This is a genomic window from Thermococcus sp. 9N3, from assembly GCF_012027685.1.
GTDB classification, from domain to species: Archaea; Methanobacteriota_B; Thermococci; order Thermococcales; family Thermococcaceae; genus Thermococcus; species Thermococcus nautili.
Window position 1 is genome coordinate 766,146 of the sequence record NZ_SNUV01000001.1, and the last position, 15,240, is coordinate 781,385.

General features: G+C 56.0%; 16 protein-coding genes and 1 tRNA gene. 6 read left to right on the plus strand and 11 right to left on the minus strand.

Features of this window, described 5'->3' with window-relative positions; all coding sequences use genetic code 11:
• Positions 1–44: 44 nt before the first annotated feature.
• From E3E30_RS04255 to E3E30_RS04265, 3 genes are all read right to left on the minus strand, one after another.
• Positions 45–1,115: an NOG1 family protein gene (locus tag E3E30_RS04255; protein WP_167728546.1), complete on the minus strand. Its 1,071-nt coding sequence runs from the start codon at positions 1,113–1,115 to the stop codon at positions 45–47.
• 58 nt (positions 1,116–1,173) lie between these two features.
• Positions 1,174–1,383 (minus strand): hypothetical protein, encoded by a 210-nt coding sequence (locus tag E3E30_RS04260; RefSeq protein ID WP_099210379.1) that lies wholly within the window; start codon positions 1,381–1,383, stop codon positions 1,174–1,176.
• Between the two features lie 63 nt (positions 1,384–1,446).
• A complete protein-coding gene (locus E3E30_RS04265; RefSeq protein ID WP_167728943.1) occupies positions 1,447–2,241 on the minus strand; it encodes an MBL fold metallo-hydrolase in 795 nt (264 codons plus the stop codon).
• Positions 2,242–2,297: 56 nt separating this feature from the next.
• On the opposite strand from E3E30_RS04265, the gene E3E30_RS04270 reads away from it, so the two are divergent.
• The 3 genes from E3E30_RS04270 to E3E30_RS04280 are packed head-to-tail and all read left to right on the plus strand — an operon-like array spanning position 2,298 to position 5,436.
• Positions 2,298–3,071: an undecaprenyl-diphosphate phosphatase gene (locus E3E30_RS04270; RefSeq protein ID WP_240922589.1), complete on the plus strand. Its 774-nt coding sequence runs from the start codon at positions 2,298–2,300 to the stop codon at positions 3,069–3,071.
• Positions 3,068–4,324 carry a bifunctional sugar-1-phosphate nucleotidylyltransferase/acetyltransferase gene (gene glmU, locus E3E30_RS04275; RefSeq protein ID WP_167728548.1) on the plus strand — a complete coding sequence of 419 codons (1,257 nt, stop codon included), beginning with the start codon at positions 3,068–3,070 and terminating at the stop codon, positions 4,322–4,324. Before E3E30_RS04270 ends, glmU begins: the two co-directional genes overlap by 4 nt.
• The gene (locus E3E30_RS04280; RefSeq protein ID WP_042689293.1) at positions 4,321–5,436 is read left to right on the plus strand and encodes a DUF835 domain-containing protein; all 1,116 of its coding nucleotides are present in this window, start codon (positions 4,321–4,323) and stop codon (positions 5,434–5,436) included. Before glmU ends, E3E30_RS04280 begins: the two co-directional genes overlap by 4 nt.
• On the opposite strand, the gene E3E30_RS04285 is transcribed toward E3E30_RS04280, so the two are convergent.
• Positions 5,429–6,604 carry a CBS domain-containing protein gene (locus tag E3E30_RS04285; protein ID WP_167728549.1) on the minus strand — a complete coding sequence of 392 codons (1,176 nt, stop codon included), beginning with the start codon at positions 6,602–6,604 and terminating at the stop codon, positions 5,429–5,431. The two genes, E3E30_RS04280 and E3E30_RS04285, sit on opposite strands and share 8 nt — an antisense overlap.
• 136 nt (positions 6,605–6,740) lie before the next feature.
• On the opposite strand from E3E30_RS04285, the gene E3E30_RS04290 reads away from it, so the two are divergent.
• A tRNA-Ser gene (locus tag E3E30_RS04290) sits at positions 6,741–6,827 on the plus strand.
• Positions 6,828–6,942: 115 nt separating this feature from the next.
• Here E3E30_RS04290 and map read toward each other — a convergent pair.
• A complete protein-coding gene (gene map / locus E3E30_RS04295; RefSeq protein ID WP_167728944.1) occupies positions 6,943–7,830 on the minus strand; it encodes a type II methionyl aminopeptidase in 888 nt (295 codons plus the stop codon).
• A gap of 90 nt (positions 7,831–7,920) precedes the next feature.
• Here map and E3E30_RS04300 point away from each other — a divergent pair, with 90 nt between their 5' ends.
• A complete protein-coding gene (locus tag E3E30_RS04300; protein WP_167728550.1) occupies positions 7,921–9,399 on the plus strand; it encodes a TrkH family potassium uptake protein in 1,479 nt (492 codons plus the stop codon).
• Positions 9,396–10,229, plus strand: coding sequence for an ATP-binding cassette domain-containing protein (locus E3E30_RS04305; RefSeq protein ID WP_167728551.1), 834 nt, complete (start codon positions 9,396–9,398; stop codon positions 10,227–10,229). Before E3E30_RS04300 ends, E3E30_RS04305 begins: the two co-directional genes overlap by 4 nt.
• Here E3E30_RS04305 and E3E30_RS04310 read toward each other — a convergent pair.
• The 6 genes from E3E30_RS04310 to hjc all read right to left on the minus strand — a co-directional run bounded on the left by E3E30_RS04310 (position 10,132) and on the right by hjc (position 15,204).
• A complete protein-coding gene (locus E3E30_RS04310; protein ID WP_167728552.1) occupies positions 10,132–10,980 on the minus strand; it encodes a hypothetical protein in 849 nt (282 codons plus the stop codon). The two genes, E3E30_RS04305 and E3E30_RS04310, sit on opposite strands and share 98 nt — an antisense overlap.
• On the minus strand, positions 10,981–11,517 hold the full coding sequence (gene cyaB / locus E3E30_RS04315; protein ID WP_167728553.1) for a class IV adenylate cyclase: 537 nt from the start codon (positions 11,515–11,517) through the stop codon (positions 10,981–10,983).
• The gene (locus tag E3E30_RS04320; RefSeq protein WP_167728554.1) at positions 11,514–12,077 is read right to left on the minus strand and encodes an archaemetzincin family Zn-dependent metalloprotease; all 564 of its coding nucleotides are present in this window, start codon (positions 12,075–12,077) and stop codon (positions 11,514–11,516) included. The genes cyaB and E3E30_RS04320 overlap by 4 nt, the downstream gene beginning before the upstream one ends.
• A gap of 60 nt (positions 12,078–12,137) precedes the next feature.
• Positions 12,138–13,178, minus strand: coding sequence for a lysyl aminopeptidase (locus E3E30_RS04325; RefSeq protein WP_167728555.1), 1,041 nt, complete (start codon positions 13,176–13,178; stop codon positions 12,138–12,140).
• A gap of 75 nt (positions 13,179–13,253) precedes the next feature.
• Positions 13,254–14,816, minus strand: a complete 1,563-nt coding sequence (locus E3E30_RS04330) for a hypothetical protein (protein WP_167728556.1) — start codon at positions 14,814–14,816, stop codon at positions 13,254–13,256.
• Entirely contained in the window at positions 14,806–15,204 is a 399-nt protein-coding gene (gene hjc, locus E3E30_RS04335; RefSeq protein ID WP_167728557.1) for a Holliday junction resolvase Hjc, read from the minus strand. Before hjc ends, E3E30_RS04330 begins: the two co-directional genes overlap by 11 nt.
• Between the last annotated feature and the right edge of the window lie 36 nt (positions 15,205–15,240).

Genomic DNA, 15,240 nt, shown 5'->3' on the forward strand with positions numbered 1-15,240 from the left:
AAAAGAGAAATTGGTATTACAAAATATAAAAGTTCCGCACTACCTTATCCTTCCCTGAACTTCGAGAGCTCTTTTTCCATAATCTTCTTCGCCAGCTCCCTCGCCTTCGGCTCGACGACAGCTATTACCCTCTTCTTGAGCTCCTCAAGGCCCTCACCCGTTAGGGCAGAAATCTTAATGGGCTCAAGTCCCCTGGCCCTAACGAACTCCTCGACGGCTTTTGTCTTCTCCTCGTCCGCGATGTCCACCTTGTTTATCGCCACTATGAACGGGAACTCGCCGAACTCGTTCAGTATCTCCTCGAAGAGATGCATCTGCTCTTCGATTGGGAAGCCGCAGTACTCGCTCGGGTCGAAGATGTAGACGATGACGTCTCCGAGGTGCTTCAAAGCGAGTATCGCCTGCTTCTCAACCTCGTTCCTCTCGCTGAGAGGTCTGTCGAGCAGACCGGGCGTGTCTATGACCTGGTAGCGGAGGTAGTGCTCCTCGAACTGGCCGACGTTTATGCCCTTCGTCGTGAACGGATAGCTCGCAACCTCTGGCTTCGCGTTGGTCAGGGCACGAAGGAGAGTGCTCTTGCCGACGTTCGGGTGGCCCGCTATAACCACCGTCGGGAGCTCCAAATCGACGACTGGTAACTCCTTGAGAACGTTTCTGGCCTGATTTAGATAGCGCAAATCGTCGTCAATCTCGTGGAGTATGTCCGCAACTCGGCCGTAGAAGGCCCTCCGGAGCTTGGCTATTTCCTTCGGGTCGCGCTCATAGCGTATCTTCTCGACGTGGCGCTGTTCGAGGTTCCTGATGGTCTTTATCGCCCAGTTGACCCTCGCGAGGGATTTGTGAAACTGGTCCCTATCGACGAGCGTGTCAACCAACTCCTGATAGAACTTCGGGAGCGTCGAGACACCGGGCGTTCTGTCGAGTATCTTCCTGAGGTTGTCGCGAACTACGTTCGAGACGGTTCTAACTCTGAGCTCTTCCCTCTGCCTCGCCTTCGCGACCTTCCCGCCGGGCGGGTTGTAGGCAGATGCAGCTCTCTCGGCCCTCCTGAAGGCCTTGTCGATGAGCTCGTCAGCGGTAAGAACCGTCGGCATCTTCTCAAACGGATTCTTCATTCTCACCCCTCCCTCAATCTCGCGGAGAAAAGGTTGGGGAGGGGCCTTAAAAAGGTATTCAATCGAGCGAGCGGTAGATGATTACCCCAATCAGCGACGCAAGGGCAACGAGGAACAGCAACACGAGGCTCATCAGCTTCCCGACGTGCGACGAATCGGTGAAGCCTGCTATCACCATCAGGAAGAACACCGCGACAAGGAGAAGGCCGAGTTTTTCGAAGAGGCCTTCGTACCTATTAAGTTTGTCAACTATCGCTCCAAGTCCCATATTTCCACCCTCCCTCGGTGTGTTCTAAAAACCAAAATGGTGCGAAAATATAAAAACGTATCGCTAAAGCTCGATGACCTTGCCCACGTGCAGGGGCTCGACCAGCTTTCCAAGCCGACAGCGGAGGTAGGCGAAGCTCTCAAGCCCCGTGCAGTGGCCCGCGTAGAGCTTAGCTTTGACGTTTTTGAGGACGTCTTCAAGCAGTTCCTCCTTCGCGCCAATCAGGTGCAGTCCGCCGATTAGGGCCTTCACTGGCTTTCCGCTGACCTTCTCGGCGTGCCTGACGATGTTGATAACCCCCGAATGCCCGCAACCGGTGATTACGGCCGTTGAATCGCCGAGGTCGAGGATGAGCGCCATATCGTCTTTCACAGGGTCCTTCGTTCCATCTGGGAAGTAGCCGACGGCCCTGTCCCAGGTCAGTCTTTCAATCTCGCCGGAGCTCATGAAGCCCTCGGCGAACTCAAAGGGCTTTTCCTTCAGAACGAACTCGGCGCCGAGCCCCTCAAGCTCCTCCCGCGTGAAGGGAATCCCTATCTCCCTCCTCCTCGGCTTCAGGGCAATCCTCCTCTGGAAGATTCCGGGGTGGGCGATTACCTTCAGCGGCTTCGAGCGTGCCTCCAGGAGGGCCTTCAAGCCCCCGGTGTGGTCGTAGTGGCCGTGGGTGATGAAGAGGTAATCTATCGAGTCCGGCTCGATTTCCAGAGCTTCCATGTTGTTGAGAAGGACTCTACCGTCCGTTCCGGTATCGACGAGTACCCTGACGCCCCCACGCTCCACGAGGGCCGAGAAGCCGTGCCCGCCAAGGAGGCCCTTTCTGAAGCCGGAATGGTTTTCGTAGATGATGGTAACCTTCATTTCCACCACCACGAAAAGTTTATGTTCTCCCCGTTTTAAATCAAGCTGTGGTAGATATGGGCACGCCTATAGAAGCGCTCCTCTCGGGGCTCATCGTTGCGCTGACGTCGTGGCTTCCTCTCAGCCCCGAGGCGAACTGGGTCTCCTCGCTGGTCGAGGGCTATTCCTCCTTCCTCGTTCCGGCCTACCTCGGTGTAACGTTCGCCGTTCTGTTCCGCTTCAGGGAGAGGTTTTCGAGGCTCCTTCTTGAAGCGATGAAGGGCATCTACGAGGCCGAGCTTAAGTACCTCTTCTTTGCGACCCTCTTCACGGTTCTGATAGGGCTCCCAGTCTCGAGCTTTTCATGCAGGGTTTCGGCCGAGGTCTCCACGGTAGCTAACACCCTCGTGGGAGTGACAATAGTTCTCCTCGCGGCCCTCAACCCGGCGAAGAACCCGCTCAAAGAGCTTGACAGAAAGCTCCCGGAACAGCCGAGCATACTCGACTCCATCTCCGCCGGAATCCTTCAGGGTTTTGCCCTGCTCGGCCCCCTCACGAGAACGGGCACAGTCACCCTCGGGCTCCTCCTACCCGGCCACAGCGCCAAGAAAGCCCTTCAGTGGGGTTTCATGGTGGCGCCGGCCTACCTAATCCTTCGTCTCGTCCAGCTCGGGAGCTGGCAGTCGAGCGACCCGGCGTGGGTTCCCTTCACTGCCTTTGCCTCTGCCTTCTTCGGGAGCCTGTTGCTGATGCCCCTCCTTGAGCGCATGGCCGAGAAAAACGGAAGATACTTCCTAATCCTCTTCGGTTTGGTTGCCGTCGTTGTCTACGCTCTGGAGGTGATAATGTGAAGGGTGTAATCCTCGCAGCTGGAAAGGGTGAAAGGCTCCGCCCCCTCACGGACGACAGGCCGAAGGTGGTTCTCAAGGTCGCCAACCGGCCGATAATCGAGTACGTCCTCGAGAACCTGTACCCGTTCGTTGACGAGTTCGTGATTGTGGTTAGGTATCGGAGCGAGTGGATAAAGAAGACCCTTGGAGACGAGTTCGGGGGCAAGCCGATAACCTACGTGGAGCAGTTGCCCGGAGAGGGAACGGCGAAGGCCATAGAGAGCGCCCGGGAGAGCGTGGAGGACGAGTTCATAGTTGCAAACGGCGACATCTACTTCGAGGAGGAGGCGGTTAGAGACCTCGTCTCGGCCTTCAGGAGGGAGAAAGCGGACGTCGCCATCGTCGTCAAGCACTTCGAGGATTTGAGTCACTTCGGCAAGGTCGAGGTTGAAGGCTCAAGGGTAACGCGCATAGCCGAGAAGCCCGGCAAAATAGAGGGTTACGCCAACCTTGGCATCTACGCCTTCCGTTCGAGCGTCTTCGAATTCATAGAGAAGACCGGCCTGAGTGAGCGCGGGGAGTACGAGATAACCGACACGATTAACCTCATGATTGACGCCGGGCTTAAGGTTGTGGCGGTTCCCTACGACGGCTACTGGAACGACGTCGGAAGGCCGTGGAATTTACTCGAGCTCAACGAATACCTGCTCAAGAACAGGCTCAGGCACGAGATTAGAGGAACGGTCGAGGAAGGGGCGGTGATAGTTCCCCCCGTTGAAATCGGCGAGGGAACCATCGTCAGGAGTGGGGCCTACATAATCGGGCCCGTGAAGATTGGCAGGAACTCCCGGATAGGGCCGAACTGCTTCATAAGGCCGTACACGAGCATAGGCGACAACTGCCACATCGGCAACGCGGTTGAAGTCAAGAACTCCATCATAATGGACAACAGCAACGCGCCTCACCTCAACTACGTCGGCGACTCGATAATAGGAGAAAACACGAACCTCGGCGCGGGGACGATAACGGCAAACCTGAGGCACGACAGGGGCAACGTCAAGGTTGAAATCAAGGGGAAGCTCGAGGACAGCGGCAGGCACAAGCTCGGGGCAATAATCGGGCACAACGTAAAGGTTGGTATCAACGTCAGCATCTATCCGGGCAGGAAGATTGGGAGCAACTCTTTTATAGGGCCGGGCGTTATCGTTGACCGCAACGTCCCGCCAAACAGCCTCGTGGTAGTGAGGCAGGAGAAGTTGGTGATGGAGAAATGAGCATCCCTGGAAGCAACCTCATACCCTACCTCAACTTTATTTCAAGGTGGGTACTTTTCGTTGCCGTTGCTTACAAAGCCTATGAAACTAGGGATAAGGGGTGGGTTTTAATTAGCACCGCGTTCTTCATAGACGCAATTGGAATCGAAGATTACATTCTGGCCCCCTTGGGTGTCCACATAAATCCCCAGGCTTACGTTATAGCCGCCAAGATTCCAAACTTCTTCTTTGGAATTCTGATAATCTGGGGGGCGTTCCATCTGAAGTACGGGAAGACCGATTTCAGGCACACGGTTTACATCTCCATTCTAGCTGTTGCCTCGTACATCTGGCTCTTTCTTCTTGCGACAGATGTTTTCAAGAGCCCAACCCAAGAGGCAGTGCTTCCCTCCCTGGTTCTCGGAGGGTCGCTTGTCTACCTCGGCTGGGTTCTGGATAAATACGTTATCTCTCGCGGAACGCCTGAGGCAATGTTCCCCTGGGGTCTCATTCTGCTTGGCGCACTCAACATAACCTACCCCGTCACGAGGTTCATAGATTGGTTTGCACCCATAGGGTTTTTCCTTGGGGGAATGTTCCGCCTGATTGCCGCCATTGGCGCGGTGAAGTTCGTGTTCTATCCCGTAACCCCCGTCAAAGCGGACGGAGAACTTTCCCCCCAGAAAGGAGTCTTCCTCTTCCGCTCAAGAGAAGAGGCCTTCAGAAAGCTCGGCAAGCTGTGGGCCATGCCCGGAACCGTCGTCCTAACAAGGGAAGACCTAAGAACTTTAAAGAACTCGTTGAATCCTGAGACCCTCGTGTTCTGGGTCACGCGCGCGAAGGAGGGCAAGCTGGAGGAGAGACCACAGGTTTACGCCATAAGCCCAACGAAAATTGAAATCCTTACCGATTTAATAGCCCGTGCGCTGGCCCAGGGTTACAGAACGATATACGTCGAGGCCTTCGAGTACTTAATGCTTGAGAACGGCTTCGAGAACGCGGTCAAGTTCCTGCTGAACCTTAAGGACAGGGTTGTTGCAGAGGGAGGAGCACTCGTTCTTGTGATAAACCTGGAGGTTCTCAACGAGAAACAGAGAAGGATAATAGAAAGGGAGTTCGAGGAGCTCAGCTGAGGCCGAGCTTTTCGAGGAACCTCTTGGCGTAGCGCGTGTCCTTTTCCAATTCTGCCTTCTGGAGGAGCTGCCTCTCGATGGCCCTCAAAGCGTCGTGAACCGCCTGTATCGCTCCCCAGGTTTCGCCGGTGGCAACGAAGACGCCCCTGTCGGTGACGACCCTCATCCTGGCCTGGTAGAGGTGAACTCCCCTGAATTTCTCGGGGAAGCGCCTGATGTAGAGGTATATTATGCCCTCCTGGCCGAGTAAATCTTCGTAGCCATCGACGAAGCGCTTGATGTCCTCGATTATCCTTTCCCTCGTGAAGTCGCTGAGTATCGAGGCGTCACCGCCAAGCTGGAGGTAGAACCTTGCCTCCTTCTCCGTCATCTTCGAGATGGGCAGGAGCAGGTCCTTGACGGTGAGTATTCCGACGACCTTGTTGTTCTCGTTGACGACGACGAGGCCGTCTATATCGTTGTCCTTCATCGTGGCGACCGCTTCCCTGACCTTCGCGTCCGGGAGTATGGTTATGACTCCCCTAATCATCACATCGCGGAGGGGCATGCTGAAGGGTGGTATCTTCTCACCGGCCAGCTCACCGGCCTTGGCCCTGAAGCGGGGCTTGATGAACCTAACGATTAGGTCGTGGAGCGTGACGAGGCCTTCGAGTCTTCCCTCCTCGTCAACTATCGGAATCCTCGATATCGCGTGGTCGCGCATTGTCGCGAGGGCCTTGGCGACGGTGTCGTCCGGCTTGAGGGTTATGACGTCTTTTGTCATGAACTCCTCGACGGTCTTCTTACCAAACTCGGTCTCGGCGACCCTATCGAGAACGGCTATATCGTTTATAACACCGATGATTTCAGCTTTGCTCTCCCCAACGGGAAGGGAGCGGAGGTCAACCTCCATCATGAGCTTTGCCGCTTTGCTCAAGTCCTCGTCAGGCTTTATAACCGGAGCAGGTTTGTAAACGTCCCTAACCTTGGCCTTGGTTGGGTCCCACTTGAGGTGGGAGCGGATAATCAAGTCCTGGGTCAGAACGCCTTTGTACAGGTTTCCATCAAACACCAGAATGAGGTCGGGGTCTTCCTTCTCGAAGATTCCTATCGCCTCAGAAAGGGGGGCGTCGATGTTTATCTTCTGGAACCTGTCCGTCATTACCTCCTGCACCTGAATTCCGACCATTTCTGCCACCTCCTGCAATTTATATATTGGTTCTCCTGGGATTTAAACCTTTGCAACCGGCGACATTTTAGTTAACTTAGGTTAATAAAGTTTTCGCGGAAAGATTTATAAAACCGGTTAGCAAACCAAAGACCGCGCCGGGGTAGCCTAGCCTGGGAAGGCGCGGGACTCGAGATCCCGTGGGCGTCCGCCCACCAGGGTTCAAATCCCTGCCCCGGCGCCAAACAAACTGCCGAGCCCGTTTGGGGTTCCTTCCCACACTTCTCTTACATCCCCCTATAGAAGCGCGGGACTCGAGATACCGTGGCTATTTTCAAGCAAACAAAAGAGAAGGGAGCTCACGTCGTTATGTAAGCCCCGTCCTTCTCGACTATGACCGTGTGCTCGAACTGTGCCACCATACCGCCCCTGACCTCGCGCAGTATCGGGTAGCTGTATATCGCACCGGCCTTGTCCAGCTGTGCGAGTGCCATCTTGAGCTGTCCCTCCTGCATAAAGCCCTGGAGCCAGCGGTACGCGAAAGGCAGGGTCTTGTACTCGCGCTTGATGTGCATGAGCAACCTTCTCGCCTGGAGCATCCTGACCGGTCTGTCGCGGACGTACATGAAAATCAGCGCCGGCGGGACCTCTATCACCTGCCCCGCGCCGGTCGTCGCGAAGGGCTCTATCGCGAAGACGTCTCCCTCCTGGAGAACGTAGGTATCGGCCTGCCTGTAAACGTTCGGAATGCTGACTCCAGCGTGAAGCTTGTAGCGCTCGACTTTGTGACCGCTGAGGTTAACTATCGGGTTGAAGCCCTTACCGCGTATCGTCTCCTCGATGGCCTTCGCGACGTCCCTGACCATCACTCCGGCCCTGACTGTTGCTATGGCGTTCTCAAGGGCTTCCCTCGCCGCTTCCATGAGCTCGTCTTCCTCCATTCCAACGCGGAACGTCACCGCGGTGTCCGCTATGTAGCCGTCAACGTGAACGCCGAGGTCGAGCTTGAGGTAGTCACCTTCCTTGAGGACGGTATCATCTCCTTTGTAGGGGGTGTAGTGCGCCGCCACCTCGTTGAGCGAGAGATTGCAGGGAAAAGCTGGTTTCCCGCCGAGTTCGACTATGCGCCTCTCAACGAACTCCGCTATGTCGTAGAGCTTCGTACCCGGTTTGATTAGGTCAACAACCTCTTCCTTAACCTTCCTTGCTATCTCTCCTGCCCTAATCAGCGCTTCCCGTTCATCCACCTCTACCACCGACCCAAGTGGTGTTAGGCTCCCCTTAAACCTTACGAAAAACCTTTTATTCTCGCCACCCTTAGGCGAGACGGTGAGGCGATGCTCGAATTCAGGAAGCGCATCAACGTCTCGACTGACCTCTTCGTCGTCAAGAACCTCATAGGCTCAATCCTTCAGGGAGTCGGTCTCGCCTACCTCTTCCCGGTGCTCCTGGTATGGTTTTACCCAGACCAGATTGAATATGTCCCGTACTTCGCCATTCCAGGAATGGCGTGCGTTCTTTTTGGTGCCTGGCTGAGCAGACACTCAAGCAAGGTCGAGGACGTTAACCTGAGACAGGCCATGATTGCGGCCGCTTTCACGTGGCTCTTCGCGTCCTTCGTGAGCGTCGTTCCCTTCATGAAGATAGCTAACATGAGCTTCGTGGATTCCTACTTCGAGAGCATGAGCGCGTGGACGGGAACGGGACTTACCATGATGAGTAACCTCTCCAGCTACCCGAAGATACTCCTCTTCTGGCGCGCGTGGATGCAGTGGCTCGGTGGAATCGGAATCGTCCTCGTGGCCCTCTCGATTCTGATACGACCGGGCGTCGCGGCGGCGAGGCTCTACAGGGCCGAGGCGAGGAGCGAGAGGATACTCCCCAACCTCGTCAACACCTCAAAGGTCATCTTCGAGATTTACCTTGCCCTCACGCTCGTCGGCGCTTACCTGTACTACATAAACGGAATGAACCCGTTCGATGCCCTCACCCACGCGATGACGGGCCTTGGAACAGGTGGTATGAGCACCCACGACCAGAGCATAGGCTTCTTCCACAGCCCTGCAATCAACGCCGTCACTATCTTTCTCATGATAATGGGCGCCGTCAACTTCACCGTTCACTACAAGCTCTTCAAGAGCAAGTCTCTGAAGCCCTTTTTTGAGGACATCCAGGTCCGCTACATGTTCATATTCCTGATTCCCGCAATCGCGATAATCGCCTACAGCCTCTATCAGGTGGGCGACCCTGTCGGTCAGGCCCTTCAGGGGGCGATATTCCACGCGGTCTCGGCTATAAGCTGTACAGGGTTCCAGATAACGAGCCTCTCGAACTACCCCGAGGTCGCGAAGTTCATAATCGCGATTCTTATGGTCATCGGTGGCGGTGCGGGAAGCACTGCCGGTGGAATCAAGCTCATCCGCGTTACCCTGATGTACGAGAGCCTGAAGTGGACCATAGAGAGCGCAATCCTCCCTAGAGGAGCCGTCATAAAGAGGAAGGTCGGCAACTACGTCTTCAGCGAGGAGGACATACAGGAGGTCATGAGCTTCACGATGACGTACCTCGCGTTCCTGCTCTTCGGCACCGTTTACACGATGCTGCGCGTCAAGGCAAGCCTCGCGAACGCACTATTTGAGGTGGCCTCCGCACAGGGCAACGTCGGGCTGAGCATCGGCATAACCTCACCGACTATGCCGGTTGACCTGAAGATTCTGTACATCCTCCTCATGTGGATTGGCAGGCTGGAGATATTCTCGACCCTGGTGTTCATAATCAGCATAGCGTTCCTGCTCCCAAGGGTGGCGAGGAAATGATTGAACTCAGGGACGTGACGTTCAGGTACCCGCGCTCAAAAAACCCTGCCCTAATGGATGTGAACCTGAAAATAGGGGACGGCGAGTTCGTGGGAATCCTCGGCCCGAGCGGGAGCGGTAAGTCAACCCTCACGCTAACGCTGAACGGGATAATTCCCAACTCGATTGGGGGGGCGTTCTCGGGGGAGGTCATTGTCCGGGACCCGAGAACGGGGAAGACCTTCAAAACGACGGAAACGCCGGTTTCAAAGCTTTCAACGCTCGTCGGTCTCGTCCTCCAGAACCCGGAGAGTCAGCTGTTCAACATGACCGTTGAGGATGAGGTTGCCTTCGCCCTTGAAAACCTCGGCCTTCCAAGGGAGGAGATAGCGGAGAGGGTTGAGTGGGCCCTTAAGGTGGTCGGTCTCGAGGGCCTCGAAAACGAGTTTCCCCCCAACCTCAGCGGAGGCGAGAAGCAGAGGCTGGCCATAGCGTCCGTAATAGCGATGAAGCCGAGCCACCTTGTTCTGGATGAGCCGACGTCCCAGCTCGACCCAAAGGGGAAGCGGGAGGTTCTGAGGGTCGTTGAGGAGCTCAACAGGGCAGGAACAACGGTCGTTATGGTCGAGCACGATTCGCGCTTTCTCTTCAGAAAAGCTGACAGACTCGTGGTTTTAAACGGTGGGAGGGTACTCCTCCAGGGAACCCCCAGAGAGGTTGCAGAACGGGTTGAAGAGCTCGTCGAGATAGGGGTTAAGGTTCCTCACTCCCTCCTCCTGTCGAGGGCCCTTGGTCTTCCGCCCGCTCTGTCTCCTCAGGAGTTTCCCTCGCGAGTAGCTCGGAGAAACTGAGGGGCTCGCCGCTTATCTCGTGCCTCAGGTCGTAGAGCTTGAGCATCAGCTCGAACCTTGCGTCGGGGTCTTCTATCCTCTCGGCGAGCTTTATTGCCCAGTCAACGAACTGAAGGGCCTTCTCCCTGTCCCTGTCCTTCTCAAACTGGGCCAGGTGAAGCAGCGCAACGGCCCGATGGAAGTTGCTCGTTATGTGACCTATCACCGCTAGAGCCTTCTCGGCCTCGCCCCTCTCGTAGAGAACCTCGGCAAGGTGAACGAGAACAACGTCGAGCTTTTCCTTGTCCTTAACGAACTTCATTGCGTAACCGGCCTTTGGGAAGAGGCCGGCGTTAATGAGGCCCATTATTATGTCCCTCAGCACGTCTGGATGATTCAGAGCAAGGTTTATCGAGGCTTTAAGGGCGAAATCACCTTCAAGTTCGGCCCCAATTATGTAGAAACCCATCGCCAGTTCGCCGAGAAGGAGTGCGCGGTAGCGCTCATTTTTCACCCCGTTGATGTAGGGAACGAGCTGCTTGAGGAGCGGAACGAAACGAACCTCCGTCTCTTCGGATTCCTTCATGCGGAGAATCTTTCGGAGAATCATCCTGACAGCTATGACGACGTTCTGCTCCTTCTCGAGCTCTTCTAGGAGAGCTATGGCCCCGGGAACATCATCAACGAGCAGTCTGTCCTCTATCTCGGTTAGCACTTCCGTATCCGGTCGCTTTCCCTTGATTACACCGAACAGTTCATCCAGCTTCCCCATTCAGCCCCCCTTCCCGAGCAGTAGCTCGAGGTAGGAACGCCTCTCGAAGCGCGTAACGCCGAGCTCCATGAGTATTCCCCTCAGCTTCTCAACCAGTTCGGGGACCTTCTCCCTGTCGTCGGTCAGAGCCTCAATCTCCACGAACTTCCCGACGCCTTCAACCTCGTCGAGGGTCAGGGTGATGCCCTTCTCCACGTAGTACTTCTCGCGAACCTTCTCGACGGTCAGAACCTCGCGGAAGCCGAGAGCCTCAAGAATCCTCGCGTGGGCATCGGGGTCCTCGATGGGAACCTCTATCTCCTCCCTCGTCTTCGAGACAGAGTCAAGCTTAGGCCCCTTGTAGGTCAAGAAGGCCTCGAAGTGGCCGTTGAAGCGCCTCACGCGAATCCTCAGGGCCTCGTCCGTCTTTGAAAAGTCCCTGCACGGGTGCTGATAGTAGGTATCCTCGTGGTACTCCTTCCTTATGAGCCGGAAGCTCTCCCTAACGCGCTCAAAGACCTTATCGTCGGCGTAGCCCTTGACCTCAACCTCAATCACGACAACACCCCCAGTTTCCTAAGGTTTTCCTCAAGCTTCTCTTCGCACCTCGGGCAGTAGAGGGGCCCCTTGGCGTCGGTATCGAGGAGGGAATTCGAGAAGTGCATAACGCACCTCGGGTTCGGACAGTGCTTGAGACCGAAAACGTGGCCGAGCTCGTGCATCGCCTCCTTGACGGCCCGCTCAAGGAGGAGCCCGTCATCTGGTTTGAGGCCGTAGAACTCGTTCCTGAGCCTGTGAACCGAGACGATGGCGCTCCTCAAGGAGGGGTTTGCCAGGCCGAATACGAAGTTCAGCCCCTCCTCGTAGAGGTCGAGTTCCGTGATGCCGAGAATAGCTACTGCCCCAAGCTTCTCCCGAAGGGCGGAGAGCGTCGGCAGGAAAATCCTCCCGAGGTACTGGTTTCTCCTGGCGTTGAAGGCAACCGAGAAGGGCTCGGCCGGAACCTCACCAACGAACTCGACACTAATCCCGAAGCGCGAGTAGTAATTCCTTACGAAGTCAACGACGCCCTCAACGAGCGACCGCTCGATGGGGCCAATTGAAACGACCGCTATCATCGGGTCACCGGATATAAGAAGGGAAGAAAAGCCAATAAACCTTTCCATCGCGGAACTCCATCACGGAGTGAGGTCCATCGGCTTAAGTTCCTCGAGGAGGTGCTTGGCGAGCTTTATGGTGAGGTCGATGTCCCTTATGTCCGCGGTCTCGACCTGGCTGTGCATGTAGCGTATCGGTATGCTCAGCACGGCGGTCGCGACGCCCTCGCGGTTAATCTGCATTATGTTGGCATCGGTTCCGGTCGGCCTCGGGCTGGCCTCGGCCTGGAGCGGTATGTCGTACTTCTTGGCGACCTCCTCGGCGAAGGCGCGAACCTTGGGGTGGATGTTCGGGCCAACGGCGTCCATGACCGGTCCGCCACCGAGCTTGGGCACAATCTTGCCCTTGTCGCCGACCTGCTTGGCGAAGGTGACGTCCATCGCTATGCCTATCTCCGGGTCAATCGCGTAGCTCGCAACCCTGGCACCGCGAAGGCCAACCTCCTCCTGAACGCTCGCAACGAAGTAGATGTCCGCCTCGTGGCTTTCGAGGGCCTTGGCGGCCTCTATCATGGCGTAGAGGCAAACTCTGTCATCGAGGTACGGAGTCGCAATCCTGTTCTCGCTGAGCTGGGTGAATGCTGGAGCGAACTCGCCGACGGTTCCAACGCGGAAGCCCATTTCCTCGGCTTCCTCCTTGCCCTCGGCGCCGACGTCAACGACTATCGTATCCCAGTCAGCGGCCTTCTTCCTGTCCTCGGGCTTCTGGAGGTGGGGCGGAATGTGGCCAACGACTCCGTAGCGCTCGCCCTCCTCGGTGAAGAACCTTATCCTCTGGGCAACGAGCGTCCTCGGGTCAACTCCACCGACGGGAACGATGTGAAGGTAGCCCTCCTTGTCTATGTGGTTGACCATGACGCCTATCTTGTCCATGTGAGCCGCAATCATGACCTTTGGACCGCTTCCCTTCTTGTGCGCTATGACGTTTCCGAGCTTGTCAACCTTAATCTCGTCAACGTAGGGCTTGAGCTCCTCTATAACGACGTCCCTGATGCCAAGGAACTCAAATCCAGAAACGCCCGGGGCCTCGACGATTTTCTTCAGCAGTTCGAGGTTCACCATGGCTTTCGCCTCCTTTAGACTGTCATCTGAATGTATTCGGTCGGCTTAATAAGGTTTACTAATGGAAAGAAAATGTCAGCCGAGAACGGCCTGGAGATAGGCCTCTTCACCCGGCTCAAGGTCGAGCTCCCAGACGAGTTTTCCGTTCTCGAGTTTCGCGTTGCCCTTTGTAGTCCTTACCTCAACGGCATTAACTGCACGCTCAACGCGGTAGTTCTTCAGCGGGCGGAGCCTCGGGGCGCGGACCTTGAGGAAGTAGTAGCGGTCGAGGGTTTCCTCGTGGATTACTGGAACGGCAAAAGCGAGGTAGGATGTTCCCGCGAGGATTAACCCGGCGAGGATTAGGATTAGTCCTACGTGAGTTGAGCCACTTGGTGTGGCTTCTGATGTCCCGGGAGGGAACTGGGCGGTGGTGTTCGAGGGTAAGGATGTGCTAGTCGGAGCCTGGGTTTGGCTGGAGCTTGACGTTGTGGGGGAAGGGGGCTTTGAAACCGTCACTACAGCCTCGCCCGGGAGGTAGCGGTCGCTCTCGGCTTTGATGACGATGCTTCCGTAGCCGGTCTTGTTAAGGTTCACAACCGCGATGCCCGAGGAGTTGGTCACCGAATAGTCCGTGCCGAGCGGCCCCGATGCCACAACCGTCACGTTGGGAACGGGAACACCGGTTGAATCCATGACCCTGACCACGATGGAGCCGTTGAGGACGCGCGGGCTGACGATTAGCTTCTTGACGTCCACGAAGGTCGTTACAATCCTCCCGTCGAGGTTGAGGGTTACCCTGTAAACGCCGGGTTCGTTAACGAGGTAGGAAACCTCACCGTCAACGTCTGTCTTGAAGGTAACGTTGTCTATGGAGACCGCTATGCCAGGGACTCCCCCTGTGGAGTTGAAGACACGAACGTAGATAGCACCGTCGCGGAAGTAGACCTCATATTGGAGCTTTCTCTGGTACACCTCAAACGTCTTCACGACCCTCTTGTATTTACCTCCAAAGTTCGCCCAGAGCACCACTGTGTAGTTGCCAACGTCGGGCTTTTTCAGGACGATTACCTTCTCCCAGACCTCGCCCGGGTTCAGGTACGTCGAGTTCTCGTAGCTCTTCAGAATAACGCCTTCTCTGACTATTTTATAGCCGAGGGAACCCAGGAGAACGCCGTTGGACTTGGAGATTGCCTTCAGGGTAATGACAACGTCGTTTCCGTATATGTACTTGCCTCCCACCTCAACGGAGAGGGAATAGTCCGAGAGAACACCAACGGAAACCACGAACTTCGCGGTTGAATAGAAGTTCCCGGCCCTCGCGACGAGGGTCAGGTTGTACTTCCCTGGCGGAACGTTGAGGACGTTGACCGTTATCGTGTCGTTCACGCTCTTTCCGGGCTCGATGGGGGTCCTTATCACCTTAACACTGTACTGAAAGCCCTGAGCAGGCCCGGTAACGTAAACGGTAACGTTGTTTATCGTCTCGTTTCCAAGGTTGGTTATCGAGAACGGAACGACAATGGTGCTCCCCGGAAGTGCGGGAATGGTGTCGTTGAGAACCGTGACGCTCAGAAGGGATGAGCCCTCGGACGAAACGGCTGGTATGTGAACCAGCAGGAGCATGACAATCAGGAGGGCGCACAATTTAAACCTCATCGCCAATCACCCCATCAAGGGTTCTCTGCTTCCCGACGAGCTCTTCGAGGGTGTGGAAAGCGTCACTAACTTCAACGCGGTAGTTCTTACCGCTTTTCCTTAGCTCACCGGGAAAGTAGAAGCGCCAGCCCACGTTTATGAACTTGACGGCCAAGACCGGCTTCCCGCCGAAGCTCTCGGCAAATGAAACGAGCTTCTCAACGTCCTCAGATGATATGTAGAGCCTCTTTGAGTGGGTGCTCTTGACCTCGATGCACAGGTAGTCCCTTCCGTTGCCCGCGACGAGGTCAACCCTGTGGCTCCCCGCCGAGCGGAGGACCGCAAACCCCGCCCCCTCAAGGAGTCGTATCAGCTCCCGTTCGGCGCTGGCACCTCTCCTGTACCTCATGGTCTTTCCCCGGTTAAGTTGGCCGGTTATCTTTAT

Coding starts and splice junctions, on each gene's coding strand:
- E3E30_RS04310 (WP_167728552.1), bottom strand. CDS start 10,980: ATGGGGAAGCTGGATGAACTGTTCGGTGTAATCAAGGGAAAGCGACCG.
- E3E30_RS04280 (WP_042689293.1), top strand. CDS start 4,321: ATGAGCATCCCTGGAAGCAACCTCATACCCTACCTCAACTTTATTTCA.
- E3E30_RS04300 (WP_167728550.1), top strand. CDS start 7,921: ATGCTCGAATTCAGGAAGCGCATCAACGTCTCGACTGACCTCTTCGTC.
- E3E30_RS04320 (WP_167728554.1), bottom strand. CDS start 12,077: ATGATAGCGGTCGTTTCAATTGGCCCCATCGAGCGGTCGCTCGTTGAG.
- hjc (WP_167728557.1), bottom strand. CDS start 15,204: ATGAGGTACAGGAGAGGTGCCAGCGCCGAACGGGAGCTGATACGACTC.
- E3E30_RS04330 (WP_167728556.1), bottom strand. CDS start 14,816: ATGAGGTTTAAATTGTGCGCCCTCCTGATTGTCATGCTCCTGCTGGTT.
- E3E30_RS04260 (WP_099210379.1), bottom strand. CDS start 1,383: ATGGGACTTGGAGCGATAGTTGACAAACTTAATAGGTACGAAGGCCTC.
- E3E30_RS04305 (WP_167728551.1), top strand. CDS start 9,396: ATGATTGAACTCAGGGACGTGACGTTCAGGTACCCGCGCTCAAAAAAC.
- E3E30_RS04255 (WP_167728546.1), bottom strand. CDS start 1,115: ATGAAGAATCCGTTTGAGAAGATGCCGACGGTTCTTACCGCTGACGAG.
- E3E30_RS04285 (WP_167728549.1), bottom strand. CDS start 6,604: ATGGTCGGAATTCAGGTGCAGGAGGTAATGACGGACAGGTTCCAGAAG.
- E3E30_RS04265 (WP_167728943.1), bottom strand. CDS start 2,241: ATGAAGGTTACCATCATCTACGAAAACCATTCCGGCTTCAGAAAGGGC.
- E3E30_RS04325 (WP_167728555.1), bottom strand. CDS start 13,178: ATGGTGAACCTCGAACTGCTGAAGAAAATCGTCGAGGCCCCGGGCGTT.
- E3E30_RS04270 (WP_240922589.1), top strand. CDS start 2,298: ATGGGCACGCCTATAGAAGCGCTCCTCTCGGGGCTCATCGTTGCGCTG.